19 protein-coding genes are annotated in these 26,442 nt (G+C 67.3%); 13 read left to right on the plus strand and 6 right to left on the minus strand.

From position 1 onward, the window contains the following. Positions 1-12 precede the first annotated feature (12 nt). From FNV62_RS42530 to FNV62_RS42540, 3 genes are read right to left on the minus strand one after another with little or no spacing between them, the layout of a single operon-like run. Complete coding sequence (locus tag FNV62_RS42530; RefSeq protein WP_143603605.1) at positions 13-1,200, minus strand: ATP-grasp domain-containing protein; 1,188 nt, start codon at positions 1,198-1,200, stop codon at positions 13-15. Next, entirely contained in the window at positions 1,197-2,198 is a 1,002-nt protein-coding gene (gene sbnA, locus FNV62_RS42535; protein WP_225900581.1) for a 2,3-diaminopropionate biosynthesis protein SbnA, read from the minus strand. The genes FNV62_RS42530 and sbnA overlap by 4 nt, the downstream gene beginning before the upstream one ends. 58 nt (positions 2,199-2,256) lie before the next feature. Further along, complete coding sequence (locus FNV62_RS42540; RefSeq protein WP_143603607.1) at positions 2,257-3,591, minus strand: ATP-grasp domain-containing protein; 1,335 nt, start codon at positions 3,589-3,591, stop codon at positions 2,257-2,259. Between the two features lie 263 nt (positions 3,592-3,854). On the opposite strand from FNV62_RS42540, the gene FNV62_RS42545 reads away from it, so the two are divergent. The 4 genes from FNV62_RS42545 (at position 3,855) to FNV62_RS42560 (ending at position 7,066) form a co-directional block, all read left to right on the plus strand. Then, positions 3,855-4,121, plus strand: coding sequence for a class II fructose-bisphosphate aldolase (locus FNV62_RS42545; RefSeq protein ID WP_164404943.1), 267 nt, complete (start codon positions 3,855-3,857; stop codon positions 4,119-4,121). A gap of 113 nt (positions 4,122-4,234) precedes the next feature. Beyond that, entirely contained in the window at positions 4,235-5,257 is a 1,023-nt protein-coding gene (locus FNV62_RS42550) for an acyl-CoA dehydrogenase family protein (protein ID WP_143603609.1), read from the plus strand. Between the two features lie 73 nt (positions 5,258-5,330). Next, complete coding sequence (locus tag FNV62_RS42555) at positions 5,331-6,491, plus strand: GNAT family N-acetyltransferase (RefSeq protein ID WP_164404944.1); 1,161 nt, start codon at positions 5,331-5,333, stop codon at positions 6,489-6,491. A gap of 50 nt (positions 6,492-6,541) precedes the next feature. Continuing rightward, positions 6,542-7,066, plus strand: a complete 525-nt coding sequence (locus tag FNV62_RS42560) for a flavin reductase family protein (protein WP_143603611.1) — start codon at positions 6,542-6,544, stop codon at positions 7,064-7,066. A gap of 20 nt (positions 7,067-7,086) precedes the next feature. Here FNV62_RS42560 and FNV62_RS57245 read toward each other — a convergent pair whose 3' ends face one another. After that, the gene (locus FNV62_RS57245; RefSeq protein ID WP_258320972.1) at positions 7,087-7,215 is read right to left on the minus strand and encodes a hypothetical protein; all 129 of its coding nucleotides are present in this window, start codon (positions 7,213-7,215) and stop codon (positions 7,087-7,089) included. A gap of 592 nt (positions 7,216-7,807) precedes the next feature. Here FNV62_RS57245 and FNV62_RS42565 point away from each other — a divergent pair. After that, the gene (locus FNV62_RS42565; protein ID WP_143603612.1) at positions 7,808-8,761 is read left to right on the plus strand and encodes a TauD/TfdA dioxygenase family protein; all 954 of its coding nucleotides are present in this window, start codon (positions 7,808-7,810) and stop codon (positions 8,759-8,761) included. Here FNV62_RS42565 and FNV62_RS42570 read toward each other — a convergent pair. After that, entirely contained in the window at positions 8,754-10,043 is a 1,290-nt protein-coding gene (locus FNV62_RS42570; RefSeq protein WP_225900582.1) for an ISAs1 family transposase, read from the minus strand. The two genes, FNV62_RS42565 and FNV62_RS42570, sit on opposite strands and share 8 nt — an antisense overlap. 203 nt (positions 10,044-10,246) lie before the next feature. Between FNV62_RS42570 and FNV62_RS42575 the strand changes: the two genes are divergently transcribed. The 3 genes from FNV62_RS42575 (at position 10,247) to FNV62_RS42585 (ending at position 12,818) form a co-directional block, all read left to right on the plus strand. Beyond that, positions 10,247-10,642 carry a transposase gene (locus FNV62_RS42575; RefSeq protein ID WP_164404945.1) on the plus strand — a complete coding sequence of 132 codons (396 nt, stop codon included), beginning with the start codon at positions 10,247-10,249 and terminating at the stop codon, positions 10,640-10,642. A gap of 521 nt (positions 10,643-11,163) precedes the next feature. Continuing rightward, positions 11,164-12,012 carry a class II fructose-bisphosphate aldolase gene (locus FNV62_RS42580; RefSeq protein ID WP_164404946.1) on the plus strand — a complete coding sequence of 283 codons (849 nt, stop codon included), beginning with the start codon at positions 11,164-11,166 and terminating at the stop codon, positions 12,010-12,012. Continuing rightward, entirely contained in the window at positions 11,997-12,818 is an 822-nt protein-coding gene (locus tag FNV62_RS42585) for an HAD-IA family hydrolase (RefSeq protein WP_143603615.1), read from the plus strand. The genes FNV62_RS42580 and FNV62_RS42585 overlap by 16 nt, the downstream gene beginning before the upstream one ends. Before the next feature lie 38 nt (positions 12,819-12,856). Here the strand turns inward: FNV62_RS42585 and thrC are convergent, their stop codons facing one another. Beyond that, positions 12,857-14,011: a threonine synthase gene (thrC, locus tag FNV62_RS42590; RefSeq protein ID WP_164404947.1), complete on the minus strand. Its 1,155-nt coding sequence runs from the start codon at positions 14,009-14,011 to the stop codon at positions 12,857-12,859. A gap of 286 nt (positions 14,012-14,297) precedes the next feature. Here thrC and FNV62_RS42595 point away from each other — a divergent pair, with 286 nt between their 5' ends. From FNV62_RS42595 to FNV62_RS42615, 5 genes are read left to right on the plus strand one after another with little or no spacing between them, the layout of a single operon-like run. Then, on the plus strand, positions 14,298-15,905 hold the full coding sequence (locus FNV62_RS42595; protein WP_143603617.1) for an aminotransferase class I/II-fold pyridoxal phosphate-dependent enzyme: 1,608 nt from the start codon (positions 14,298-14,300) through the stop codon (positions 15,903-15,905). Continuing rightward, entirely contained in the window at positions 15,902-16,783 is an 882-nt protein-coding gene (locus FNV62_RS42600) for an HAD-IIA family hydrolase (protein WP_164404948.1), read from the plus strand. Before FNV62_RS42595 ends, FNV62_RS42600 begins: the two co-directional genes overlap by 4 nt. Next, positions 16,780-23,205, plus strand: coding sequence for an amino acid adenylation domain-containing protein (locus FNV62_RS42605; RefSeq protein WP_143603619.1), 6,426 nt, complete (start codon positions 16,780-16,782; stop codon positions 23,203-23,205). Before FNV62_RS42600 ends, FNV62_RS42605 begins: the two co-directional genes overlap by 4 nt. Further along, entirely contained in the window at positions 23,202-25,346 is a 2,145-nt protein-coding gene (locus FNV62_RS42610; protein WP_143603620.1) for a prolyl oligopeptidase family serine peptidase, read from the plus strand. Before FNV62_RS42605 ends, FNV62_RS42610 begins: the two co-directional genes overlap by 4 nt. After that, on the plus strand, positions 25,343-26,401 hold the full coding sequence (locus FNV62_RS42615; RefSeq protein WP_143603622.1) for an ornithine cyclodeaminase family protein: 1,059 nt from the start codon (positions 25,343-25,345) through the stop codon (positions 26,399-26,401). Before FNV62_RS42610 ends, FNV62_RS42615 begins: the two co-directional genes overlap by 4 nt. Positions 26,402-26,442: the final 41 nt, after the last annotated feature.

A 26,442-nucleotide genomic window follows, 5' to 3' on the forward strand; every position in this document is an offset into this window, starting at 1 on the left:
CAGTGCGGGTTGTCACCGCGTGACGAGACGGATGGCCGAGACGGCACGGTCCAGGCGCTCTTCGACCTCGCCGTGGCTACGGCCCTCGCAGACCACGAACCCGGCGCGGTCCAGGTTGTTCTCCCAGGCGCGGATCGCCTCGCCGCGGGCGAGTTCCAGGCCGACCTCGACCACGCCTTGGAGCCGCCGGGCGTCGTCCAGGCCGGTGACCGTCGTGACCACGCCAGGCTCTCCGGAGAAGAAGCGGACACCAGCCGACTTCGAGGGAGAGACCACCTCGGGCAGTGAAAGGCCGCAGACGGCCCGGACCGCGAGTTCGTACTGGTCGAGTCCGGTCACCAACTCGGTGATCAGGGGGATCCTGCCTCCCCCCGGGCGAGTGTGTGTCTCGACGACCGTGACGCCGTCCGTACCCAGCACGACTTCCGTATGAGCTGGTCCGACGGTGAGTCCGACGGCGTCCAGGCAGTCGATCACCGTCTCCGCGATCGCGCGTTCCTCGTCCGAGGTGAGAGCGGCAGGCGTGAGATGGGCGTGTTCCACGAAGTGGGGTGCCCCAGTGGTCACTTTTCGGGTGATGCCGAGCACCCGGTGACGTCCGCCCTGGCTGATGGTCTCGACCGAAAGCTCCTGGCCCACGGCATACCGTTCCCACATCAGGGGCTCATTGGTGGCCAGCAGTGCCACTCGCAGGTCGCGGGCGTTGGTCACCAGGTGGACCCCCAGGCCCGCGACGCCGGAGACGGGCTTGACGATCACCGGGTACGCCTTGGAGTCGACGTCGCTCACATGCTGCAGGCGCCCGCATGGCAGGGGGTGCCCGGATTGGGCCAGTAGTCTTCGCATCTGCAGTTTGTCCCGTGAGCCGCGGACGGCGGAGACGGGGACCCCGCTGACCGACCACAACTCGGCGAGTCCGGCGGCGGGAAGCAGGCCGAGTTCGGTGAAGGACACGACTGCCCGGACGCCGGCCGGCCTGGGCAGCGCACGCACTGCGCCGGGATCGGTCCGGTACGCGACCCGGTGTACGGCCGCGGCGCCGTCGGCCGCGGGGGTCGGATCCTCGTCGGGGTCGCACACCAGGACGTACGACATGCCGAGCCGGGTGATGGCCCGGCTACCGAACGGACTGGCGCCGATGAGCACGACGCAGCCCGGGGCGGGGGCGCCGGTCCGCGCCTTGAGGCCGGCGCCGCTCATGAGCCCGCCCTCGCACCGATCAACGGAGCCGCGCCGTGGGCAGGTGTGGCGACGGAATCCATCACGGAGGACGGCGCTTCGGCCCCGTACACCACATCGATGTACCGGTCTCCCCGGTCGGGGAAGAGGGTGACGACCGAGGATGAGGCGGGTATTTCGGGGAGAATTTTCTTGATGGCCGCGATGACCGACCCGGAAGACGCGCCGGCGAAAATTGCCTCCCTGTCCAGGATTTCATGACAGGCCGTGATCGACTCGTCGTCGGTCACCTCCACCACCCGGTCAATCAGGTTCCTGTCGAGCAGTTCCGGCACCCTGCTGGAGCCGATTCCGGGCAGCCGTCGGGGTCCTGGAGGATTGCCGAAAACCACCGATCCGACCGCGTCCACGGCGATCACCTCGAGGCGCTTGTCACGCTCCTTCAACCGACGCGCGAGCCCGTTCAGGGTGCCCGTGGTACTCACCGCCACGACGAGATAGTCGAGCGGCCCCCGCAGGTCCCTGGAGATCTCTTCCGCGGTTCCCCGGTAATGAGCCTCAGGACCCAGGGCGTTGGCGTACTGGTTGATCCACACCGCGGCGGAGTCGCGGGCCAGGATCTCCTTCACCCGAGCGATACGGGCCGGGAGGTATCCGCCCTCGGTCGTCGGGTCTTCCACCATCTCGACCTGGGCGCCATAACTCTTGAGAATCGCATAATTACTTTTTGTGATGTGTGGGTCGACCACCAGTGTGAGTCGCAGACCATATATCCGGGACATCATGGAGAGGGCGACGCCAAAATTCCCCGAGGTGCTCTCCACGACATGCGCACCGGGATAGAGAACCCCTTCCCGCAGGCCCGTCTCGATGATGTACCGGGCAGTCCGGTCCTTGACGCTCCCGGCCGGATTGAGCAACTCAAGCTTGGCATATACCTGAGGCCCCGTCGGAAAGAGGCGGCTCAGATGGACCATCGGGGTACAGCCGATACAGTCCACAATGGAGTCGTGCAACAAGAATCCTCCCCAGGTGATTCCTTGCCGTGCGATGCACCAGAGCGCGTACATTCACCTTCTACTGCGCGTACCGGACATCGATGGAGGCAAGATATTCCTCGGCGATTGCCATTGAGGTGCCGAATTCATCGGCCCAGGAGATGGCGTATCCGAGGCGGTCGTCATTGTCGGCGACCCCATTCATCTGCACGGGCTCCGAGGCGAACGTGCTGCGGATGATTCCGGCAGGAAGTACGGGCGGCGGTGTCACGGAGGTGACCAACCCGGTGCGCCGGGGCGTCAGATAGAGACTCGTGGCGTATCCACCCCGCGCGTCGGGAGACGCCGCTGCCGGCGAGAGCCCGAGGTAGAGGCGCGTGTACAGGTCGATCGAGTCCTGGCCGATGGTGAGTCGCATCAGCTCCCGGATCTGGTCACCGCCCAGGCGTGGATTGATCTCGATCAGCGCCGGAACACCATCGACGAGCTTGAACTCCACGTGTGCCGCGCCATGTCGGTGCCCCACCGCGTCGAGCCACTGGACTACGACGCGCGCGATGCGCTCGTCGTCCGCCACCGAGTCGAAGTGGTACGGGAACATCGCCCCGAGTTCGACCCGGAAAGGCAGCTCTGCCATCAGCTTCTTGGTGAAGCCGAGCAGCCGCCAGCCGTCGGCACCGTCGTCCCAGATGAGCTCGGCCGTGAACTCCGGACCGTCGACGAACTCCTCGACCAGGGCGTACGGAGCGCACCGGTAGCTGCGGAGGTTGACCGGATGTGCGGTCACCCTGTGCAGTGCCGCGAGGTACTCCTCGTCGTTCCAGCAAACCCGGACACCGGTGCTTCCGCTGTCATCCACGGGCTTCACCACGCACGGGTAGCCGACGCCCGAGGTCTCCACCGGATCGCCCAGGGGCACACGCACGGCTGCCACCGAGTACCCGATCCCCTTGGTGAGACTGCGCGTGCGGTCCTTGAAGTGGCAGTTCAGCAAGCCGTCCGCCGAGGCGTGCGGAAGGCCGAGCCGCTCCGCGATCACGGCGGCCTGCACCAGCCTGTAGTCGTCGAACGCGATGACGGCGTCCGGCGCCTGGTCGGCGAAGAAGTGCATGAGTTTCACCAGGTCGTATGTGTCGACCACGCTGTGGGAATCAGCCAGAGTGACCGGATTCGGATGCACCTTTTCGTACTCCGATGGGTCACGGGCGACAAAATGGGCTCGATATCCCTTTTCTCTGGTGAGTCGTACACCTTCAGGACCATAGCCCGTCATGTTGCTCTCGATGAAGAAGACTGTCTTCATCCGATTTCCCCCATCTGGAGATTTGCGCACGCGAATATTAATCATCGCGATAGCAAATGCTGGGCTTGTGATAAACCAAAGGGCAATTAAAAGAATGTCAAAAACGATCAAGAAGCCACCATGGGTGGCGCAGATGACACACGGAACCTCGCAGTTCAGCCGCCTGTGGCGATCAAGTTAGCATCACTGTCGTACCAGGGATACGATAGTGAGTGTGATGATCATCACACCCTCTGTCAGTGGATTTGCGATGACCCTCCAGTGCAAACTCTGGAATTGCTATCAGTGGACTGCCTGGGATGTGTCGCACGTTTGGGTGCGACTTCCCTGGATATCCCTGTACCCGCTTTCGGCTTTTGGGGGATTCGGGTCGCATGTCCAGATTGATGCTGGGTTCCGTTTTACGTTCGGCTGAACTCGGCGGCTACGCAGTACCGGCTTGCAATGTTTTCGATGCCGTGAGAATGGATGCTGTTCTCGCTGCCGGCGAGCGGCTCTCGTCGCCCGTGGTGGTGCAGGTTTCGACGCGCACCCTGCGTGCTTGGGGGCCGTACCGGCTGCGGCAGCTCTCCGCGGCCCTGGTGGCACAGCGGCAGCCTGAAATCCCGTTCCTCAAATCCTCGGCCGAGGAGGTCTTATGAGTTTGTCCGTCCGTGGTGTTCTCCACGACGTCGAGAGTCTCGCGCAACGTTTCGCGTCTCAGCGTCGCCAGCGGTCCGGGGCCAGGGAGCTGTCGACCGACGACTTCGCCGCAGTGGCCGAGACCGGCTTCCATCAGCTATTGGTCCCGGAGTCGATGGGCGGACTGTGGTCATCCACCGCCCTGTCGACGCGAGCCGTGGCCGAGGCCATCAGTTCCCTCGCCGCCGGCGACAGTTCGCTCGCGCTGATCCTTTCCATGGAGCCGGTCGCGATGTTTGTCACAGGCTGGCTCACCGACTTCCGCGAGGAGGAGGTCGATGCGACGTGGTTGCGTCAACGCCAGAAGTTCCTCGGCCTCTTGGGGTCCGGCACCGGAGCCTGGGGCGTCATGCTCTCCGAGCGGGACGGTGTAATCCGCAGTACCGCGAAGCAGGACTCCAACGGAGAGTGGTCGATCTCCGGGGTGAAATCTTCGGGAAGCGGCTGGGACCACGTGTCGTTCATGCTGACCAACGCGATTCCGGAGGGAGAGGACCGGCCGGAGCTGTTCGTGCTCGACCTGCAGAATCGGACGGTGCTGCCCGGGGTCACCGTCAACCGCGTCTGGGACGGCCACGGCATGACGGCTTCGGGAAGCCACGCAGTCGTGCTGGACAACGCGCTGGCGCACCGTGTGGCGTGGCCCGGGCGCCAGGACCTGATCAACCGGATGTCGTCCAGCCCGACCATCGGGTCTCGCCTCGCACCGTTCGTGGGCATCGTCCGGGCTGCCGTGGCCGAGGCCACGGAACATGTGCAGGCTCGGGGAGGCACCCGGTCCAGCCTCGCGTCGGTGGAGTGGGCACGTGCGCAGGCCTCCGGCTGGCTGGTGGAGCAGGCTTTCGAGGGTGTGCTCCGCACAACGGAGGTAGGTGCGTCCTCCAAGGACTTCGTGCGAATGGCGAACATGGCGAAGCTGGCCGTGGGTGAGCAGGCCGAGCACACCTTGCAGCACATCAGCGGGGCGCTGGGCGGGTTGACCTACTCGCAGAGTTCGCCTTTCGGCTGGTGGCACACGGATGTGCGGGCCATGGCGTTCATCCGGCCGACCCTCGCCGAGACTGTGGACCATCTGGGCGGCCGACTTGTCTCCTAACACATTCCTGCCGGGGGGACTCGGCCGCGGCGCAGACGCGGCCGAGTCCCCCCTCTCGCGAGAAAACACGACGATGCGCGTTGATGTGTACGAGAGCGTGAATTCCCTTGACACGCAGGCCTGGGACACGCTGGCGGCCCACAAGTCCTTCTACATGGGAACGGGTTGGCTGCGCTTCCAGGAGAAGATGAACCCCGAGCAACGCTGCCGGTTCATCACCGTCTCGGATGGCGGCCGGCTCATCGCCGCTCTCCCCACGTTCCTGACCCCCCGTCCGGCCAACAAGCACTACAACGTGGCCGCCATGTTTCCCGATGCGGTCAGTGAGGACACCCACGTCCTGCTGGTCGGCGGCACTCGGGGCTACCAGAGCCGCATCCTGCTGGATGACGACGCATTGTCCCCGGAGCACCGTGGCATCGCTGTAGGACTGCTGGTCGACCATGTGCAGGCCATGGCCGACCAGGACGCCGACGGGGTCTCGTGGTGGCTCTACTTTTCCGACGAGGACGTGGAACTGCTGCGCCCCTGGGCGCAAACCATTCCGAGGGTGCTGCGCGGTGACTGCGCCATCGACCTCCACGGCCACTCGTTTGAGGACTATCTCGCGGCCACCGGCCGACGCCGGCAGATCATGCGGGACCGTCGACGCTTCGACCGGACTGGCTACACCGTGCGGCGCCGCCCGCTGAGCGAGCTGCTCTCCGTAGCCGGAGACCTGCTCAGCAAGACCCAGAACCGATACGGTTTCGACGTCTCGCCGCAGTCGATGACCAATGTGCTGACGGTACAGAATGAGGCCACCGGCAATACTGGTGTCGTCTACGAGTGCGCCGACGGTGACGAGACACTCGGTTTCTGCCTGGCCTACGAAGCTGGCGACACGATCTACGGCAGAGCCGTCGGATTCGACTACGACCGGCTCCGTGACGGCGCCGAATACTTCACGCTCGGCTACTACGCTCCCATCGAGCACGCTTACCGAAGCGGTATGCGACGCCTGCATCTAGGTACTTCCGCCTATGAAGCGAAGATTCTGCGCGGCGCTGCGATCACTCCTCTGTGGGCGATCGCCCTGGGTGCCCGTCCCTGGCTGTCGGAACGGGCCATCGAGCACAATGCCGCAAAACTGGCTGAGATTAGTGCGTTACTGCCTGATGGCCCCCGTTACGAGAACCGGGTCACGTCCACTCTCTGGCACGAGTTCGCCTCTCTCTCTCGCAGCGAGCTGTAGAGCAGGTCGCATCCGCATGCAGAAGGAAGAACAGGACGGAAGGACGACAGATGCTGGAGCAGCGCGCGTTCCGAAACATTCTGGGTCATTTCGCCACGGGAGTGGCACTGATAACCGCGCAGACCCCAAAAGGTCCCGTCGGTCTTGCAGTCAACTCCTTCACCTCCGTGTCGCTCGACCCGCCGTTGGTCGCGCTGTGCGCTGCGCACACCTCAACCACATGGCCCGCTATCCGAGCTTCGGGAAGCTTCGCTGTGACGATCCTCGGCGAGCGGCAGGCGGAGCTGTGCCACACGTTCTCGGTACGCGCCTCCGACAGGTTTTCCGGCCGGGATTGGACGCTCAGCCACTCCGGCCATCCCCTCGCGGACGATGGGCTGGCTTGGCTGGACTGTCGGATCTCCCAGGTCCATGCGGCGGGGGATCATGACGTGGTGATCGCCGAGGTGACCGCCGGTGCGCTAAGGGGACAGACAGGCCCACTGGTGTTCCATGCCGGGCGGTTCACTCGGCTAATGCCTACCGCGCTTTCTGAGAGTCCGGCCGGGGGGAGGCAGGGCGATTGCAAAGTCTGATGAGCTTGGGCCGGTGCTGGTCAGCTGAGTCCGAGGAGGGTCAGTGGCCGCTCGAAGGGACGGAGGGACATCTCGCGGAGTCCGGCGGCGATGTCGGTGTGGCCGGCAAGGCGGAGCTGGTTGATCGCGAAGCTGCGGAGAGTGGCCATGTACGTCGATGACGGGACGGCACGGATTACCGTCGCAGCCAATGGATGACCAACCGAACCTATTCATGTGCAAGACATTCCGCTCGACGGTCCATGTGTCGCCGCCATGGCCGAGTTCGGCCAGTCACGCAGGGTCCCGACAATGACTGATCACGACATCTGCGACTGAAGCCGTAATGCAGGGGTAGCGCCAGGCTTCGTTTTGCTTCCGTCGGTATTTCGGATGGCCGATATGCACACCAGCTTGCAGGCGCAGCGATCAATAACGCTGCAAGTGTCTCACAGGGAACGCCGACGTCATAAATCCTATTGAGCTGTGCACGATTCGTGGTCAACTCCACCCGGTCGAACACAGTCCGGGCGCTGCAGATAATCTCTCCGATATCTGGGCGAAGTGTCGGCTCGCCCCCGGTCCGCACGCCCAGCCAATTCTGATAGTAGCCAAGCCGTAGGCCTTGGATCCGCCGTTCACGGCAACGGTCGGCGGTCCATTCCAGGAATGCGTCTTTGCCGAGTCAACGCGAACGCTAGCGGACACAATGGTCGCTATGTTATGTTCAAATACCATTTACTAACCACGGGAATGGATGTCATGGCAGCGCTGAACGAAGCTAAAACCGTCACCGTCCGGCCTGTTGCGGGGTATACCGGCGCGGATATCTCCGGTGTCGACATCTCGCAGCCGCTATCGCCGGAAGTGTTCGGGCGGATCCGCGACGCGCTGCACGAGTACAAGGTCATCTTCTTCCGCGATCAGAATCTAGATCACGCTTCGCACATCGCCTTCGGGCGGCAGTTCGGCGCGCTAACCTACGCACACCCGCTCGATGAGGCACCGCCGGAAGGGTATGCGGAGATCTTCACCGTCGACCTGCGCCTGCACAAGCAACGGTACGGCATCGATTACCACAAGACCGTCCTCCGGAGGTCCAGCTACTTCAGCGGCTGGCACACCGACGTGACCGCGGCGGTGAACCCGCCGGCCATCGCGATCCTGCGCGCCGAGGTGGTGCCCCAGATCGGCGGCGACACCCAGTGGACCAACCTGCAGGCTGCCTACGAGGGGCTATCACCCGCGTTGCAGACGTTCGTGGACGGGTTGCGCGCCGAGCACCGGTACGGCGGCGGAGGCGGCGGCTACTCCACGGAGGGCAAGCAGATCGATGAGAACCGGCTGGTCGCGGTGCACCCGGTCGTCCGCGTGCACCCGGTTACCGGCAAGAAGGGGCTGTTCGTCAACCCAGGGTTGACCAGCCACATCGTGGACATGTCCACGCGCGAATCGAAGGCGATCCTGGACCTGCTCTACGCCGAGATCACTCGGCCGGAGTACATCGTGCGATTCCGGTGGGAGCCGGGCTCGGTGGCCATTTGGGACAACCGCGCCACCGCGCACCTGGCGCCGACCGACTTTCAGCACCTCGATGTGCAGCGCAGGCTGCATCGGGTGACGGTCATCGGCGACATCCCGGTCGGTCCCGACGGACGCGAGTCCGACCTGCTGGCTGGCCAGCCGTTCACCGGCAAGCAAGTGCATACTAAATGAGGTTTTGGAGATTTCCGGGGTAATTCAGGCGTAGCGCGGCAGATATGTTCCAGATGAATGCTCCGCGAAAAGCGACCGTATGACCCCAAGTGCCGCCAACAGTATTCGGAGCGCCTTTCCGGCGATCTCTATTGAAGGAGAAGCGCCAAGTACTGATTTGGGGCGATCGCAGGGGGTAATGCTGAAACAACGGGAGGTTGCGGAGGGCCGCCATCGCCCGTGGTGTGGTCCCGGTGTGGACGGTGGAGGCGTCCTCGGCGAAGGTGACGTCCCTGATGTGGTGCGAGGAGTTTTCCACTGTCCAGTGCCCGCGGGCCGCGGCGGCCAGGTCGGCGGGGCCGGCCTGGTAGGCGTCGAGGCTGGTGACGGCGTAGACATTCTCACGGGTCTCACGGGTCTCACGTCGGCCGGTCTGCTTGCGGCGGATCTGGACGCGGATGGCCAGGCGGGCGTGGGGAAGGGCGATTCCGACGAGTTCGTCGGCGATATCGCAGGTCTTGATCGAGCGGGACTCGCGGCGTCCGTGTCCGGTCCCGGAGGCGGTGTGCTGGACTGCGATGGACTGCCAGGGCAGAGCGGCGAGTTGGGTGTGGGCGGTGGGCCGGTTGGTTTTGATCACGGCGATGTAGTGGGCCTTCTTGGTCTCGACTAGCCAGGAGATGTTCGCCTTGACCGAGTGCAGGGCGTCGAAGGCGACGACGGTGCCGGTCAGGTCCCGTGGTGCCAGCAGCGGGCGGAAGTGTGTGGCTTCGTTCGTCTTCGCGCCGACCTCCACGTGGGCGAGGGTCACGACGGTGCCGTGCGTGACCGGGGAGAGCAGATGCCGGCGCTTCGCGGTGAGACGGGCTGATCCCCTAAGTGCTTTGCCGTCGCCAGCAATCACGCGCGAGCGCTCGGACGCGGAGGGTGACGGCGCCCGGGCGGGTTTGCCGAGGGCGCGGTGGCGGTCGGCCAGGTGGGCGTCCACCGTCCGGTCAAGGGCGTCACCGTCAACAGCCCCCAGCACACGGCCGATCGTGGCCGGCGCCGGAGTGCGCCGCCATCTGAGCAGGTGGCGGCGGATCCCGGTCACTGTCAGGAGTGCGGTCGGGGCACGCCGGCCCCACTCGGCGAGTTCATCGATGCTCCTCGCCCCCGAGACGGCCGCGCAGGCGCACACCAGCAGGATCGCCGTGAGTGAGTACCATCGGCCCCGCCGGGAGCGCGGGTTGGGCACCGCGTCGAAGTAGGGGCGCAGGTCGGCGATCCGGCCGGCATCCAGCGGACCCAACTTCACCAGCACGGCAGGGATGGGAGAAGCCGCAGCAGCAGGCACGGGCCACCTCGTGATCATCTGGCTTAGACACCACAATGATCACGAAGTCCGTGCGTGCTCTGCTATGTGCCCCAACCGGTCACAACCCGACCAGTCGCACGACCTCGGAACTGCAACCGCCGTGCCGGTCCACCGGACACAGAGGCCCGGGGACGCGCGTGGTGCAGGCCTTGACCGTCACCGACCTCGGCGTCGACTTCCCGCACGCCGCCCAGGTCGCGAAGATCGTGCGGCACCGCACGTCGGCCAAAACCGGCAAGCGCACCCGCGAGACTGTCTACGTCATCACCGACCTGACCAGCAGGCAGGCCTCCCCCGAGCGGACCGCGCAGATCGTGAGGTCGCAGTGGGTGATCGAAAACCGGCTCCACTTCGTGCGGCACACCGCCTTTCGCGAGGACGCCTCCAAGGTTCGCGCCGGACACGGACCGGAGAACTCGGCCCCTCTCCGCAGCTTCGCGATCAACCAGCTCCGCCTTGCCGGCCACACCGACATCGCCGCCGGACTCCGCGAGATGTCCCTCCGTCCCTTCGAGCGGCCACTGACCCTCCTCGGACTCAGCTGACCAGCACCGACCCAAGGTCATCAGACTTTGCAATTTCCCTGGGGTCACGGGCGGCAAAAAGGGCTCGACATCCTTTTTCCCCGGTGAGCTGTATACCTTCAGGGCCGTAGCCCGACATGTTGCTCTCGATGAGGAGGACTGCCTTCACCCGATTCCCCCATCTGGAGATTTGCGCACGCTAATATAAGGCATCGCGATAGCAAATGTCGGGCTCATGATGAACCAAAGAGTAATTAAAAGAATATCAAAAACGATCAAGAAGCTCTCTGTGGCGGCGTAAGGATCGTACAGAAACTCGCAGTTCAGCCGCCTATAGTGATCAAGTTAGCATCACTGCCGTACCAGGGATACGGTAGTGAGTGTGATGATCGTCACATCCTTCGTCAGTGGATTTGCGATGACCCTCCAGTGCAAACTCTGGAATTGCCATCGGTGGATTGCCCGGGATGTGTCGCGCGTTGGAGTGCGACTTCCCTGGATATCCCTGTACCCGCTTTCGGCTTTTGGGGGATTCGGGTCGCATGTCCAGATTGATGCTGGGTTCCGTTTTACGTTCGGCAAAACTCGGCGGCTACGCAGTACCGGCTTGCAACGTTTTCGACGCTGTGGGAATGGATGCTGTTCTCGCTGCCGGCGAGCGGCTCTCGTCGCCTGTGGTGGTGCAGGTTTCGACGCGCACCCTGCGTGCTTGGGGGGCGCACCGGCTGCGGCAGCTCTTCGCGGCCCTGGTGGCACAGCGGCATGTCCGGGCGGTGCTCCACCTGGACCACTGCACCGATCCCGACCTCATCACCTCCTGCATGGAGGCGGGGTGGGACTCCGCTCTGTTCGACGCGTCGTCCATGGACTTCGAGACCGCTGTGCGGCTGACGCGCCGGCTGGTGGCGCGGGGAGCCGACCATGGCTTCGACATCGAGGGCGAGATTGATCCGATCGGATCCGTGCGGGACGCCTGCAGCCGGCCTGCAGTGGTCGACGTCAGCCGCTCGGTGGACTTCCTGGAACGCACAGGAGTCTGCTGCTTCAGCCCGTCGGCGGGCACACTGCACGGTCTTTCCGCTGCGCCCGTGGCCCTGGACTTCGAGGGGATCACCGCACTCGCGGAACGCACCGGGCTCCCCCTGGTCCTGCACGGTGGCAGCGGGCTCGACGACAAGACGCTGCGGCAGGCCGTCGACTGCGGCATCGCGAAGGTCAACGTCTCCAGTGCGCTGAAGGCCGCCTTCCGTAGTTCCCTGGGCACGGCTGGGCCGACGCCGGGCGCGGAGCCCCTTGATCTCCTGCAGCAGTTCTCCAAAGAGGCGGAAGCGGTTGTCGCCGATTTCGTCGAGGCACTCGGCAGCAAGGGGCGGTCGTGCGAAGAGCATTGATCCTGGACTGCGACGGTGTCCTGGTCGATGCCGAACAGACCGGCCATCTGCGGGCGTTCAACGAGATGTGGCGCCGGCTGGATGTTCCCTGGCAGTGGACGCCGGAGGACTACGCCAGGAAACTGGCCATCTCCGGGGGGAAGGAACGTCTGGCCAGTCTGCGGCACGACGCCGCCTTCCGGGCAGCCGTCGACCTTCCCTCCAGCGACAGTGCGTGGCAGGCCCTCGTCCGGACCTGGCACGCACTCAAAACGGACATCTATCTGGGGATGGTCGAGCGCGGAGAACTGGACGTACGTGTCGGTGTGCGCCGGCTCGCCCGGGAGGCCGTCGAGTCCGGCTGGGCACTGGCGGTCGCCTCCTCGGGATCGGTGCGCTCAGTCCGATCGGTGGTCCGGCATGCGCTCGGCGACGAACTGGCGGTCGTGACCGTCATCGTGGCCGGAGACAGCGTCGGGGCCAAGAAGCCGGCCCCGGATGTCTATCTGCAGGCCGCGGCGCTCGTGGGGTCCGATCCCTCCCGCTGCCTGGTGATCGAGGACAGTGCCGTCGGCCTGCAGGCGGCGCTGCGGGCGGGGATGACCTGCGTGGTGACCCCGACCCGATATCGGTCCAGCGCGGACTTCCCCGGGGCCGCAGCCGTTCTCAGCGCCCTGGGCCCTGACCCGGAAGGCCCCATGCGGGTGATCGCGAATGCGGCGGGGCTCAGCCTGGACGGCGAGTTTCACCTGTCAGTGGTGCACCCCCTCTTTCCCTCTCTCTCCTCCGAGGCTGGCACACGCGCCAGCACGGTCGGTGTCGCATGACCGCCGCCCTGCGGTGCGCCGCCTCACGGAAATGGACCTCAGCGTCCGGCCTCTGTCACCCGCATGGCTCTCTCGACTGCCGCCAGGTCCGCGTCGACCATGATCACTTCCGGATCGTCGGCTGCTCTGGGAGCGGCGTGCTTCAGTCCGCTGCCCGTACTGATGAGCACGACCTCGTCGTCGCCCGTCAGCGCGCGGCGCTCCCGCAACTCCCCGAGACCTGCCAGGGTGATGGCCGCCGAGGGTTCTGCGAAGACCCCCGAGCCCTGGGCGAGTCGCCGTACGGCGGTTCCGAGGGCGCTGTCCGGCACGCTGAGCACGTCTCCGCCGGTCTCCCGAAGCACGCGCAGCGCGCGGAAACCGTCCTGCGGCACCGCGACGTTGATGCTCTCCGCGATGCTCGAGGCGTCATGGGGCTCCACGTCGTCGAGACCGAGCCGCCAAGCTCGATGCAGGGCGGGCGACTGCGCCGACTGCACAGCCACCAACCGGGGCACGGCCCGGGTCCAGCCCAGACGCATCGCGTCGACGAATCCGCGGTACAGCCCGGTGAGGATGTTCCCGTCCCCGGCGGGCACGAGCACCACGGACGGAGCGCGGAGCCCGAGCTGTTCGACGATCTCCAGCGCCGCCGTCTTCTTTCCCTCGGCGGTCAGCGGGTTGTACGCCGTGCTGCGGCACAGCCAGCCGAAGTGGTCCGCTGCCTGGTAGCTCAGCCGAACGGCCGCCTCGTACCCGTCCCGGACGGCGAAGACCTGTGCGCCATAGGCAAGGAGCTGCCGTATCTTGGCCGGTGCCGTGTCACCGGGGACGAACACCACGCACCGCATACCGGCCGCAGCGCAGCAGCCGGCGAGAGCGGCGGCGGCGTTGCCCGAGGACGCGGTGCACACCACCTCCTGGCCGGCGCGCGCGGCGGCCGCGACCACCAGCGCACTGGCCCGGTCCTTCAACGACGCGGTGGGATTGCGCCCCTCGTCCTTGACCCACAGCCGGCCCACGCCGAACTCCGCCGCGAGTCGCGGGGCATCGACCAGGGGAGTGCCTCCGACGCCGTAACCGCTCTCGAGCGGGTGCACCGGTCGGCCATCCGGTATGGGCAGGAGAAACCTGTAACGCCACATCGAGAACTCGGCGCCGACGAGTTCGCCGACCGGTCGGCCGCGCCCTGCCGCGTCGTAGTCGGGAACCATGGTGACCGGCGATCCGTTCGGGCATGCCGGACAGAGGTAGCGGACCTCGTCCGCGGTGAAAAAGCCCCCACACCGCCAGCATTCCCATTTGTGTGCTGAAGTCATCGCGTTCCCCTTCGAGTGCGTGGTACACGTACGCGCTTTCTACGGAAAGCGTCGCCCACCATATTTGCATCGAAGTGCCTTCTGCAAGGCTTGAACGAAAAACCGCGCCGCATGTAGGGTCAAGAGCGGCGACAGATCCGAGACCGACTTTCCGTACCAAATTTCCAAGGAGTCGATCCAAGTGACGACGTCTGCTAAAGAGCACCTGCTGGCAAAGCAGGACCGGTCCCACCGTGCCATCAATTCCTTCATTCGAGCTCGGGACGCCATCAGCGCCGCCGACGACCAGGAGGGCGGCGGCGGGTGGATGAATCCCGACGTCATCTCGCTCGCTCACGGGGAGGGAGTGCGCAGGCCGCACCACTCCGTGGTGGCGGCTGGTGTCCGCGCCCTGCTCGACACGACCGAGTCATCGCTGGACAACTACCTCTACCTGCGGCGTTTCCCCGCCTTCGAGGAGGAGCTGACGGCCACCTTCCGGGCTGCCGGCATCCCGGACGACGCCGCGTCGAACCTGTGCATCGACAGCGGCAACACCAGGCTCTTCCTCGCCTTCTTCCACGCGGTCGGCGATCCCGGCGATGTATTCCTGGTGCCGCAGGGTTACTACCAGGCCGTGAACATGTGGGCGGACATCAGTTCCGTATATCTCGAAACGGTCGAGACGCGGCGGTCCAACGACTACAAGTTTACCCGCGGGGACCTGGAGGAGTTCTACCGCCGACGCGTTGATACGGGAGAGGTGCGCCGCCCGAAGGGGCTCATTCTCTTCAGTCCGAGTTACACCGGTGCGGTATATGAGGAAAGCGAGCTCGCTGAAATAGCGGAGTTCGTGGAGCAACGCGATCTGGTGGTCCTCGAAGATGCCATATTCCGGGGCACTGAATTCACGGGGCGCAGCTCCGCCCATCTCGCCGGCATGCCGAAAATGAGTCAGCGCGTGGTGACCATCAACGGCGGTTCCAAGGCGTATGGGCTGGCCAACATCCGGATCGGCTGGGGGTGCGGTCCTCAGTATCTGATCGAGCGCATGAACTACTACACGATGGCCACCTCGATCACCGTCCCGCACATCGCCAAGGCCATGGCCCTGGCGGCGCTGCGAGCTCCGGCGGAATACCTCGAGGGGAACATCGCTGAGTGCGCGGCCCGTGCAGAACTGGTCGCCCGCCTGCTCGACGAGATCAACGAGAACGTCGCGTCGGCGCTGGGGTTCACTCCCGCCGAGCCGCTCCTGACGGTGGCCCATGACCCGAAGGCGGCCCACTCGGTCCTGGTGAGTGGTAACGGCATGGCCGGTCTGCTTACCCCGGACGGCCGGGAGATCACCGACAGCACTGACGTGACCAGGCACTTCCTCAACACGGCGCGGGTCTGCCTGTCACCCGGGGTCTCGAACGGTTTCACCGACTGCACCGTACGCATCGCCTTCGGCTGTCTCGGCTGGGAGCACACGTACGCGTACCCGAAGCACGCCGAGATCGTCGCCGGCGCGGGGGCGCTCCTGACCGCGTTCGACCCAGGGCTTTCGGACAGAGCCGTCGCAGAGCGGCTCCACGCGGCCGGGATCGACCCGCAGTGGTCGTCCCTCGACCAGCTCAACCCCGGTTTCCAGGGCGGACGCGAGGAACTGACCGAGGCGATCCAGCGCCGTCTGGGACCTGCCGTGGTGCGTCTGGCACTCGACAACCAGCAGGAGCTCAGGGCCCGCCACGCACGGTCGGCGGCGGCACCGGAGGACACGGCGGTGCTCTCGGCCGCCGGCTCTGTGCCGGAGCTGGCCCAGTGACCGACTTCGTGCTGGACCTGGACGGCACGCTCTACTACGAGTCCGTTCCGATCGACGGGGCCGTCGAGGCTGTCGCGCGGCTGCGGGCCGAGGGCCACCGCGTCGTCTTCGTGACGAACGACGCGACCCTGACCAGGGCGGAGCGGGCGGCCGTACTGTCCTCGATGGGCTTCGCGGCACGCGAGGACGAGGTGATCACGTCGGCCTTCGCCGTCGCTGCCCGGGTGGCCATGGAGCCGGATACCCCGAAGGCGGCCATGGTGCTCGGCCCGCAGGCGATCACAGCGGAGCTGCGCCGGGCCTGTCCCGGCCTGGACGTGGTCGAACCCAAGCCGGGCGCGCGGGCCGACGTCGTCGTCGTGGGCCTCGACCGCGAGCTGTCGTACGGCCGGCTGCGGGCGGCCCACACCGCCGTCCGGCAAGGAGCCCGACTGCTCGCCACCAACGCCGACAGCGCCTATCCGGCCTCTGACGAGGAGACCGCTCCCGGAGCCGGGGCCATGGTGGCCGCGCTCGAACGGTCCACCGGTGCAAGGGCTCTCGTGATCGGCAAGCCGGATCCCTTCATGCTCGAACTGGCCGCTCGTCGGCTCGGCGTCGAACCCCAATCGCTGGTGGTCGTCGGAGACAGCACGAGCGATGTTCTCGCGGCCGAACACTGCGGCGCCCGCAGTGTCCTCGTACTCACAGGTATGGCGAGCGGGGCGGCCCACACCGCGACGGACACATACACCGGGCAGTCGTTGGTCCTTCAGTCGATCGCGTCCCTGCCCGACGCTCGGCTGCCTGCCGTGCAGGAGAGGCGCGCGGACACACCGCAGGTGGTCACACGGGGAGGACGGCCGCAGGCCCGGCCGATGACAGGGGAGTACGCATGACCAGTTGTACCGATCGCGACCGTCATCATTTCGTCCTGGATCCGTCGACGGTGCAGGCGTTGTCCGAGACCGCTCTGCGGCTCGGTACGCGGCCCGGTTCCGTCCTGCAGGCCGCGTGGGCGACGCTCGTCGCCCGCCATCTGGAGGCGCCCGACGTGTTCACGCACGTGACAACCCGGGACGGGACCACCGGGACGAACGAGCGTGTCGTGTGCACGACGTACTCGCCGCACGCCCCGTTCGCGGAGTTGGTGCGCGCAGTGGACGCTGAAGCGACGACTAGCGCCGGGGACCGGGAGCAGCCGGACGGCGTACGGGTCGCGTTCCGCTGGAACAGCGACGGCGATTCCGGGCCCGTCGGAGGGAACGGCGACCGCGCCTCGGCCGTCCTGGAGGTGCTCACCGACGGAGCTGCGATCGAGTGCCGACTCGACCTGGTGGTGAACGCCCTGGGGCCGGCCACCGCTCACGGACTCGCGGACGAGCTGACGGTGATGCTGACGGCCGCCGTCGCTGATCCGAGTCTGGCCGCCGGCCGCCTCCCGCTGCTCACCGGCGACCAGCGCGGGCGTCTGCTGCGCACGTGGAGCCTCGGCAGCGGAGCGGAGCCCCGGCAGGAGTGCTTCACGCGGCTGTTCGACCAGCAGGTGCGCGGCACACCTCACAGCCCGGCGGTCACGGACCGCACCGGAACCCTGGACTACGCGCAGGTGCAGGCGCGTTCGATGCGGATCGCGACGGCCCTGCGAGCCGCGGGCGCCGGACGGGACCGTACCGTGGCCGTCCTGCTCGACAGAGGTGTCGACTTCGTCGTCGCCATGCTGAGCGTGCTGCGCGCGGGCGCCGCCTTCGTGCTGCTCGATCCCGCTCGGCCGAGCGAGCACCACGCGCGGGTGATGCGCGAGGCCGGATGCGTGGCCGTGATCTCCTGCGACCGCCATGCCCCGGTCCTCGACGACGTTCTGAACCGGCTCGACGGTTCACCGGCCGTGTTGGACGCCCGGTCGTCGGCCGTCGACGAGACGGACTCCCCGACGGCCGCTCATGCCGGCCCCTGCTGCTCGCGCGACGCGCTGGCCTACCTCATGTTCACCTCGGGGTCGACGGGGAAGCCGAAGGGCGCCATGGTCGAGAACCAGGGCATGGTCGCGCACATAGAGGCCAAGCTCAACGACTTGGCCATCGGGTGCGACGACGTCGTGGCACAGACCGCTCCGCCCTGTTTCGACATCGTGGTGTGGCAGTGTCTCGCTCCGCTGCTGCGGGGTGCCCGGGTCCAGGTCGTCGACGACGAGGAGGCGACGGACCCACTCGGCCTCGTCGACGCGCTGGACCGTCTCGGCATCACCGTCGTCCAGTTGGTCCCGGCCATGCTGCGGTCCCTGGTCGCGGTCCTGCCGGGCTCGGACCGTGCCGAGGAGGCGCCGCTGCCCGCCCTGCGCTGGATGGTTCCGACCGGGGACGCCCTGCCCGAGGACCTGGTCCGGCTCTGGTTCGAGATCTGCCCCGACGTGCCGATCCTCAACACGTACGGATCCACGGAGTGCAGCGACGACCAGTGCCATCTCGTCGTCCGCAAGTGGTCTCCCGACCTGCCCGCGATCGTGCCGATAGGACGTCCCGTCCCCGGCACCTCGGCGTACGTCCTCGACGAGCACGGCGAGGTCATGCCGGTGGGTGTGCCCGGCGAGCTGCACATCGGCGGTATCGGAGTCGGGCGGGGCTATCTGGGGCGGCCGGACCTGACGGCCGCGAAGTTCGTGCCGGACCCCTTCGCCAGTACGGCGGGGGCGTCGATGTACCGCACCGGGGACAAGGTCCGCTGGCGTTCGGACGGCTTGCTGGAGTTCCTGGGCCGTATCGACCTGACCGTCAAGGTCAGGGGGCTGAGGGTTGAGGTCGACGAGATCGAGCGGATCGTCCGCGAACATCCGGATGTCCACGACTGCGTCGTCGTCGCGTACGCGCATGCCGGCGACGTCACCGACAGGCGTCTGGCCGCGTACACCTCGCTCCACAACGGCCGCGCGGTGGAATTCGGCGCGCTGCGCGACCACACCGAGGCCCGTCTTCCAAAGCACATGAGGCCCACCGCCTATGTGGTCCTTGACGCGCTTCCCGTCGGCGCGAGCGGAAAGGTCGACCGCAAGGCCCTGCCGCCGGTCACCGAACGGGACCTCGTGGGCGGTGACGCCGACGAGACGCCCGAGACCGAACTGGAAACCGTGCTCGCGGAACTCTGGGCCGATAACCTCGGCCTCTCCCGGGTCCCTCCGGAACGGACTTTCATGGAGCTGGGCGGGCACTCCGTCCTGGCGGCCCGCCTGGTCGTGGCGGTCCAACGGCGTCTCGGCGTGCGGGTGTCACTGGCCGACCTGTTCCGCCACCCCACGGTGCGGCGGCTGGCCGAGTTCGTTGAGCAGGCCGCGCGGGCCGAGCCGGTCCGGATCGAGGAGCACACGCCACGCGGGAATACGGCGGAACGGAACGACGCGTTCGAGCTGACCCCCCTGCAGCAGGCCTACTGGGTGGGGTGCACCGACGGGTTCGAACTGGGCGGGGTGCGGGCTCACATCTACCTCGCGGTCGAGTGCGCCGGCCTCGATCTGGACCGGGCCGAGGAGGCGTTGCGGCGGCTCGTCGAACGTCATGACGTCCTTCGCCTCGTGATCGGGAACGACGGGCGACAGAAGGTGCTGCCCACGGGGCGGACCGCGCTGGCGGTCGAGGACCTGCGCGGTCGCGGAGCCGAGGAGATCGACCGGATCACCGAGGCGGTGTCGCGGCGCATGGCCGCCGAGGGCCCGTCGCCCGAGCGCGCCCCGCAGCTGGAGGTCGTGGTCCATGTGCTGGACGACGAGGTGCACCGCGTACACCTCTCTCTCGGGCTGCTCGCAGCCGACGGGTATTCGGAGCACGCCCTGCTCGACGACTGGCTGGCGCTGTACCGCGACCCCGCCGCCGCCCCGGAGCAGGGCGAGCTCACGTACCGCGACTACGTCACGGCGATGCTCGAAGGACGCGTGGGGTCCGCGCGGGCTTCCTGGGAGTACTGGAAGGAGCGCCTGCGCGAGCTGCCGTCGGCTCCCGAACTACCTGTCAGCAACCGGATACCGGCACGGGCGGGGCGTTTCACCCGCCGTGTGGCGAGGCTCGAGCCCGCACAGTGGGCCGCGTTCAAGCGGCATGCGGCCAAGGCAGGGGTGACGCCCAGCGCCGCCCTGCTCACCGTATTCGCCGAGGTTCTGGCGCACTGGGCCAAGACGCCCTGGTTCACCCTGAACGTCCTGTCGTCCTGGCGGCTCCCGGAGGTCTCCGGTGCCGAGCTCGTGGTCGGCAACCTGAGCAGCACGCTGCCGCTCGAGGTGGACTGCCGGGGCGCGGCGGCTTTCGCCGAGCGCTGCCGTACCGTCCAGGCCCGCCTGCTGCAGGATCTGCAGCACGGTGATGTGGACGGTGTACGCGTGGCACGCGAGGCCGCACGTGTTCAGGGCTGGTCCCAGCGCGCCGTGTTCCCGGTCGTCTTCGCGAGTGTGCTTGATGTAGACACGTCCTTCCTGGACAACCTGCCCTTCGACGCACGCGTCATCGACAGCGGTCTGCAGACTCCGCAGGTTTACCTGGACCACCAGGTGTACGAGTACGGCGGGGCACTCGTCGCCAACTGGGACACCGTGGACGCCGCCTTCCCCGAGGGGTTCCCGGGGACCGCGTTCGAGGGGTTCACCCGCCTGCTCGAATCGCTGGCAGAGGAGACGTCGTGGGAGACTTCCCTCGCCGCGTCTGCGGACCTGCCGCGCAGCGCGCGGATCGAAGCGGCCCGGTCCTGCCTCACGTTGGACACGAACGGTTTGCTCCACACCCCGTTCTTCTCGCGTGCCGCGGAAGCGCCCCACCGCACGGCCCTCGTTGACGGTCCCAACATGCTGACCTACGGCCAACTGGCCGAACGCGCCGAGACGATCGCGAACTGGCTGATCGGACGCGGGGCCGGCCCGGGAGACCTCGTCCCCGTCGTCGCCCGCCAGGGGTGGGAGCAGATCGCGGCGGTGCTCGGCATCCTCCGAGCCGGTGCCGCATACCTTCCCATCGACGCGGGACTGCCCACGGAGCGCATCCGCCACCTGCTTAGCCAGGCGACGAAGGAGGTGGCCCTCACCCAGTCGTGGGCTGGCGTCGAGGAGAGCGTCTGGGACGGCGTGACACAGCTGCTGGTGGACCGAGTCGAACCGACCGCGGTGGCGGCGTCGGTCGAGCCGCGGCAGACCCCTCGGGACACGGCCTACGTGATCTTCACCTCCGGATCCACGGGCCTGCCGAAGGGTGTGGAGGTCGATCACCGGGGCGCCGTCAACACCGTGCGCGACGTGTCGGATCTGATCGGGCTGGGCTCCGAGGACCGGGTTCTCGGTGTGTCCTCCCTGAGCTTCGACCTCTCGGTGTACGACGTCTTCGGGGTCCTCTCCGCCGGTGCGGCCCTCGTGCTGCCCGACCGCCGCTCGTCGCGTGATCCTGCCCGCTGGGCGCAGACGGCACTGTCCGAAGGCGTCACCGTCTGGAACAGCGTGCCCGCCCTGATGGAGATCCTCGTCGACCATGCCGAGCTGGCGCCGGCCGCCGCACGGATTCCGCTGCGTGCCGTGATGATGAGCGGTGACTGGATTCCGGTGACGCTGCCCGACCGCATCCGGCGGATCTGGCCAGACGCGGACGTCATCAGCATGGGAGGCGCCACCGAGGCATCGATCTGGTCGGTGATGCACCGGGTGGGCGAGGTGTCCCCGGAGTGGCGCAGCATCCCCTACGGCCGGGCGATGACCAACCAGCGCATGTACGTCCTGGACCACCTGAGGGCACAGCGCCCGCACTGGGCCACCGGCGAGATCGCCATCGGCGGAGTGGGGCTCGCCCGCGGGTACTGGCGGGACCCCGAGCGCACCGCCGAGCGGTTCGTGCGTGACTCCGCCACTGGGGAGCGGCTCTACCTGACGGGTGACCAAGGCCGCGTCCTGCCGGACGGCACGATCGAGTTCCTCGGTCGGGACGACTTCCAAGTGAAGATCAACGGGTTCCGGATCGAACTGGGTGAGATCGACGCGGCTCTCAACAAGGACCCGTCGGTCCGGGACGCCGTCGCGTCCGTGCGGTCGGCAGGCGCCGGCGGCAAGTCGCTGATCGCCCATGTGGTGCCGGCCCAAGAGGAGATCGACGTGGAGGCGCTACGGCGCAGCCTTGAGTCGGCTCTTCCGCCTTACATGGTCCCCACGGTGATCCACACCGTGTCCGCACTGCCGCTGACCTCCAATGGCAAGGTCGACCGAAAGGCGCTGGCCACGGCCGAGGCGGCACCCGCGGCGGCGGGGGCGAAGCCATGCAGGTCCCTGCGTCCGGGTGTGGAGGCCGAGATCGGCGCCCTGTTCGCGGGTTTGCTCGACCGGACCGATGTCACGGCGGACGACGACTTCTTCCAGTGCGGTGGCAACTCGTTCCTTGCCATCCGGCTGACGACCGCACTCTCGCGGCGGTTCTGCATCGAGGTGTCGCTGTCGTCGTTCTTCGCCCGACCGACACCGAGTGGGCTGGCCGCGCTGATCGAGACCGGCGGCAGCGAGCGGACGCACCGTTCCCCCGTGGTGACGATCAAGGAGTCCGGCATCGACACGCCCTTCTTCTGCGTGCACCCGGTGGGCGGAACCACCATGTGTTACGCCGAACTCGCCCGCCTGTTGCCCGAGTCGACACCGTTCCACGGGATCGAGGCCGTCGGTCTGGGACACGGGGAGGAACCGCTCCGGACGATCGAGGACATGGCGCGAACCTATCTGGCCGCCGTGCGGGCGATCCGGCCCGAAGGCCCCTATCTGCTGGGGGGTTGGTCCATGGGCGGACTGGTCGCCTTCGAGATGGCGCGCCAGCTTGCGGACCAGGGTGCCGAGGTCGCCCAACTGGTCTTGATCGATGCGGAGTTGCCCGATCCGGCGACCGCTGGAAGGGAACTCTCCGACCGTGAGGTACTGGCCGGGATCGTACGGGACCTCACAGGGCAGCCCGGGCAGCCGGAAGTCGGCGCTTCGCTCCTGGATGCCGCGTCGGTCCTGACCGAGCTCCGGCGTCGGGGGGTCCTTCCCGAGGAGATCTCGTTCGAGAACTGGGAGCAGCTGCGCGCGCTGTACGGCGCCAACCTCCGCGCCATCGCGCGCTATCGCGGTGGCCCGTACGACGGTCCTGTACGGCTCATCCAGGCGGCAACGCAGCCGGAGGGCGTCGGCAGCCCGCATCTGACCTGGCTCCGCGCCGGCCTGGACGTGACCGTGGATACCGTGCCGGGGGATCACTACAGCATGTGGGCTCCGGAACATCTGCCGGCCCTCGCCGCCGCCCTTGGCGAGCGGCTCGGCGCCCGAGTCGAGGTGCAGCGGTGACTGGTCTTCTTCGCCCCGACATTCCCCGGCTGTCGGCCGCGCGCCGGGATCCGGTCACCGACACCTATCACGGGATCACGGTGGTGGATCCCTACCGGTGGATGGAGACGGACGGCGACGCACTCGGCTCCTGGCTGGAGGAGCAGTCCCGCCACTTCGAGCACTTCCTGAAGGCACAGCCCGGGCAGGCGGAGGCCAGGGAACTGTGCGCTCGTCTCAGCGCGGCGGATGCCCACGTCGTCAACGTGCAGTACGGCGGTGGGCAGGTGTTCCTGCTCCGGCGCGACGTGGACGCACCGACACACCGGCTCGTCGCCCGGGTCCGCCCGGACGGTGAGGAGCGCGTCGTGGTCGATCCCTCCGTGCGGCACGCCGAAGACGGGGCCCACCATGTCTCGATCGACTGGTACAGCGCGTCCCCGGACGGTCGTTTCGTGGCTTACGGCGTCTCCGCCAACGGCTCCGAACTCTCCACACTGTACGTCGTCGACGTGGTGCGAGGAACGTGGCTCCCCGTGTCCGTGCCGGGTGCCGCCCCTGGCCGGATGACTAGGCTGCGCCATCCCGGCATCTCCTGGCACCCGGACTCACGCCGATTCGTCTACCAGCGTCTCAGCGCCGACTCGGGCACCGCGAAGTACCAGAACATGCGGACCGAGATGTGTGAGATCGACAGCGCGGACGGCAAGGCCACCACCCGTCCGCTGGACGACATCGGCGACCTCACCACCGGTCCCGACGACACCCCCGTGGTGACGTTCTCCGACGACGGCCAGCGTCTCGTGGTGGGGATACGTTCCGGATGCGAGCGCACATCCTCGGTTCACGTGCGTGCGGCGGACGCGCCCGGGGGACCGTGGCAGCAGGTGTCCGACGCGGCCCTCGCCTGGCACGTGGCAGGCGACGAGGCCTACGTGCTGGATCCGGGCGAGGACGGCCGGGGACGCATCGTCGCCCGTTCCCTGACTGACGACGACGCACCACACACCGTCGTCTTCGACAAGGGTCCCGTCGTGGAGGACTTCTGCGCGGTGGATGGAGCACTGCTGCTGCGCTGTCTCGAAGAGGGCTCCTCCGCGGTCGTCCGGGTGCGGCGCCCTCTTGGCGACGGCGAAACCGTCAGCCTGCCGCACCTCGGCAGCGTCACCGAATGGGCGCACGACCCCGCGACCGGAGAATGTCTGATCGGTCTCTCGTCGTGGACGAGGTCATTGCGTCTGCTACGGGTGACCGCCGAATCGACGGACTGCACGGACACGGGTTGGGTTCCGCCTTCCGGCGTCGAACGGCAGGACGTGACGACGAGCACCGTGACGGTCGTCGCGTCGGACGGGGTCGAGATACCCATGACCGTGGTCCACCGTGTGGACCAGTTTCCGGACGGCACGGCACCCGCTCTGTTGAGCGCCTACGGGTTCTTCGGCATCACACTCCGGGCGGCGTTCAACCCGGCGGTGGTCGAGTGGGTCGCGGCGGGCCGGGTGTGGGCGGTTGCCCACGTCCGCGGCGGTGGAGAGGGGGGCGAGCGGTGGGCGCGGGCCGGTCACGGAACCGGGCAGAAGCGCACCATTGCGGATTTCCTGGACTGCGCCGACCATCTCGTCGAGGCGGGCTGGACGTCTGCCGACCGGCTGGCCGCCGAGGGCACGAGCGCCGGCGGGCTGACCGCCGCGGGCGCCATGGTGCGCTCCCCGGACCGGTTCGCCGCCGTGGTGCTGCGGGTGCCGGTCACCACCACGCTGCGGCTCGAGATGCATGAGAACGGGCCGCCGAACATCCCCGAGTACGGAACCGTGACTACTCCCGACGGCCTTGCGGCCCTCCTGGTGTCCGACGTGTGCCGCCGTGTCACGACGGCGCCGTATCCGCCGGTGCTGGTCACCATGGGCCTGCACGACCCCCGGGTGACCACGTTCCAGCCGGCGAAGCTCGTCGCCCATCTGCAGTACGCCTCGACCTCGACTCATCCGGTGCTCCTGCGCGTGGAGGAGCACGCCGGCCACGGTGTGGGGTCGACCAAGAGCCAGCTGGACAACGAGATCGCCGATCGCCTGACCTTCCTGAACGCGGTCCTCCCACAGCCGGATGCCTTCGGCGCACCACTGCCCGTCCCACACCTGCGAGGGGAACAGCTCAAGTGAAGCCAGACCAGATCAGGATCCTCGACCGCGCCACCGTGACGCGCTGCCTGGACGAGATCGATCCTGTCACGGTGGTCGAGTCCGCTGTGTGCGCGCACACCCAGGGGCACTCCGAACTGCCCGCCGAGGGCTACATGGCGTGGGAGAACTCAGCCGGGGCCTATACCCGTTCGGTCGCCATGCTCGGCGCGGTGCGACACGGGCCGGGCACGGCCTACGGCATGAAGCTGATCAACGCCTCGGTCACCAACCCGTCCCTGGGCATCGAGCGCGCGGGCGGCTTCAGCGTGCTGTTCGATCCGGAGACCGCACGCCCGGTCACCCTGGTCGAAGCCGGTCATGTCAGCGCGCTGCGCACCGCCGCCTACACCATGTCGACCCTGCGCCACCTCGGTCCGGCGCGCTTCGACGCGGTGAGCATCATCGGGTGCGGAACCCTCGCGGCCATGCACGCGAGGCTCCTGCGCCAGTACTTTCCAGCGGTCCGCGAGATACACCTGTTCGACATCGATCCGAACCGGACGGCGGCGCTCGCTCGGCAGCTGCGCACCGAGTGCCCGGAACTGAAGGCGACGGAGCACCAGGACCTGGAGTCCTGCGTGAAGACCTCCCCCGTGGTCGTCACTCTGACGGTCTCATCGGAGCCGTATATCCCGCCGCACTGGCTCGCGTCCGGTGCCTTCGTCGCACATGTCTCGCTCGACGATGTGCTCCCCGCCGTCTTCCGCGAGGCGGAGGCGATCTACGTGGACGACGTCGACCTCGTCCGCGACAACCCGCGCCGCATCCTCGGAGCGGTGATGCAGGCGGGCGACGTGGTGGCCGACCCCGAAACCGCGGCCGCCGAGGGACGCGCCCTGGCCAGGCGGTATGGGGACGTTCTGCTCGGCCGGGCCGAGGCGGTCCGGCCACGGGACGGATTCGTGGTGAGCAATCCCTTCGGCATGGCGATTCTCGATGTGGCGATCTGCCAGGAGGTGGCGGTCCAGGCAGCCGAGGCTGGCCTCGGGGCCGTCGTCGACCTCCTGGGCGACCCCGCCCGGGCCCACGCGTGAGCGCGGTGGGGCACATGACGCACACCGAGAAAGGTGAAGAC

This window comes from Streptomyces sp. RLB3-17 (assembly GCF_007113425.2).
Lineage (GTDB): Bacteria > Actinomycetota > Actinomycetes > Streptomycetales > Streptomycetaceae > Streptomyces > Streptomyces mirabilis_D.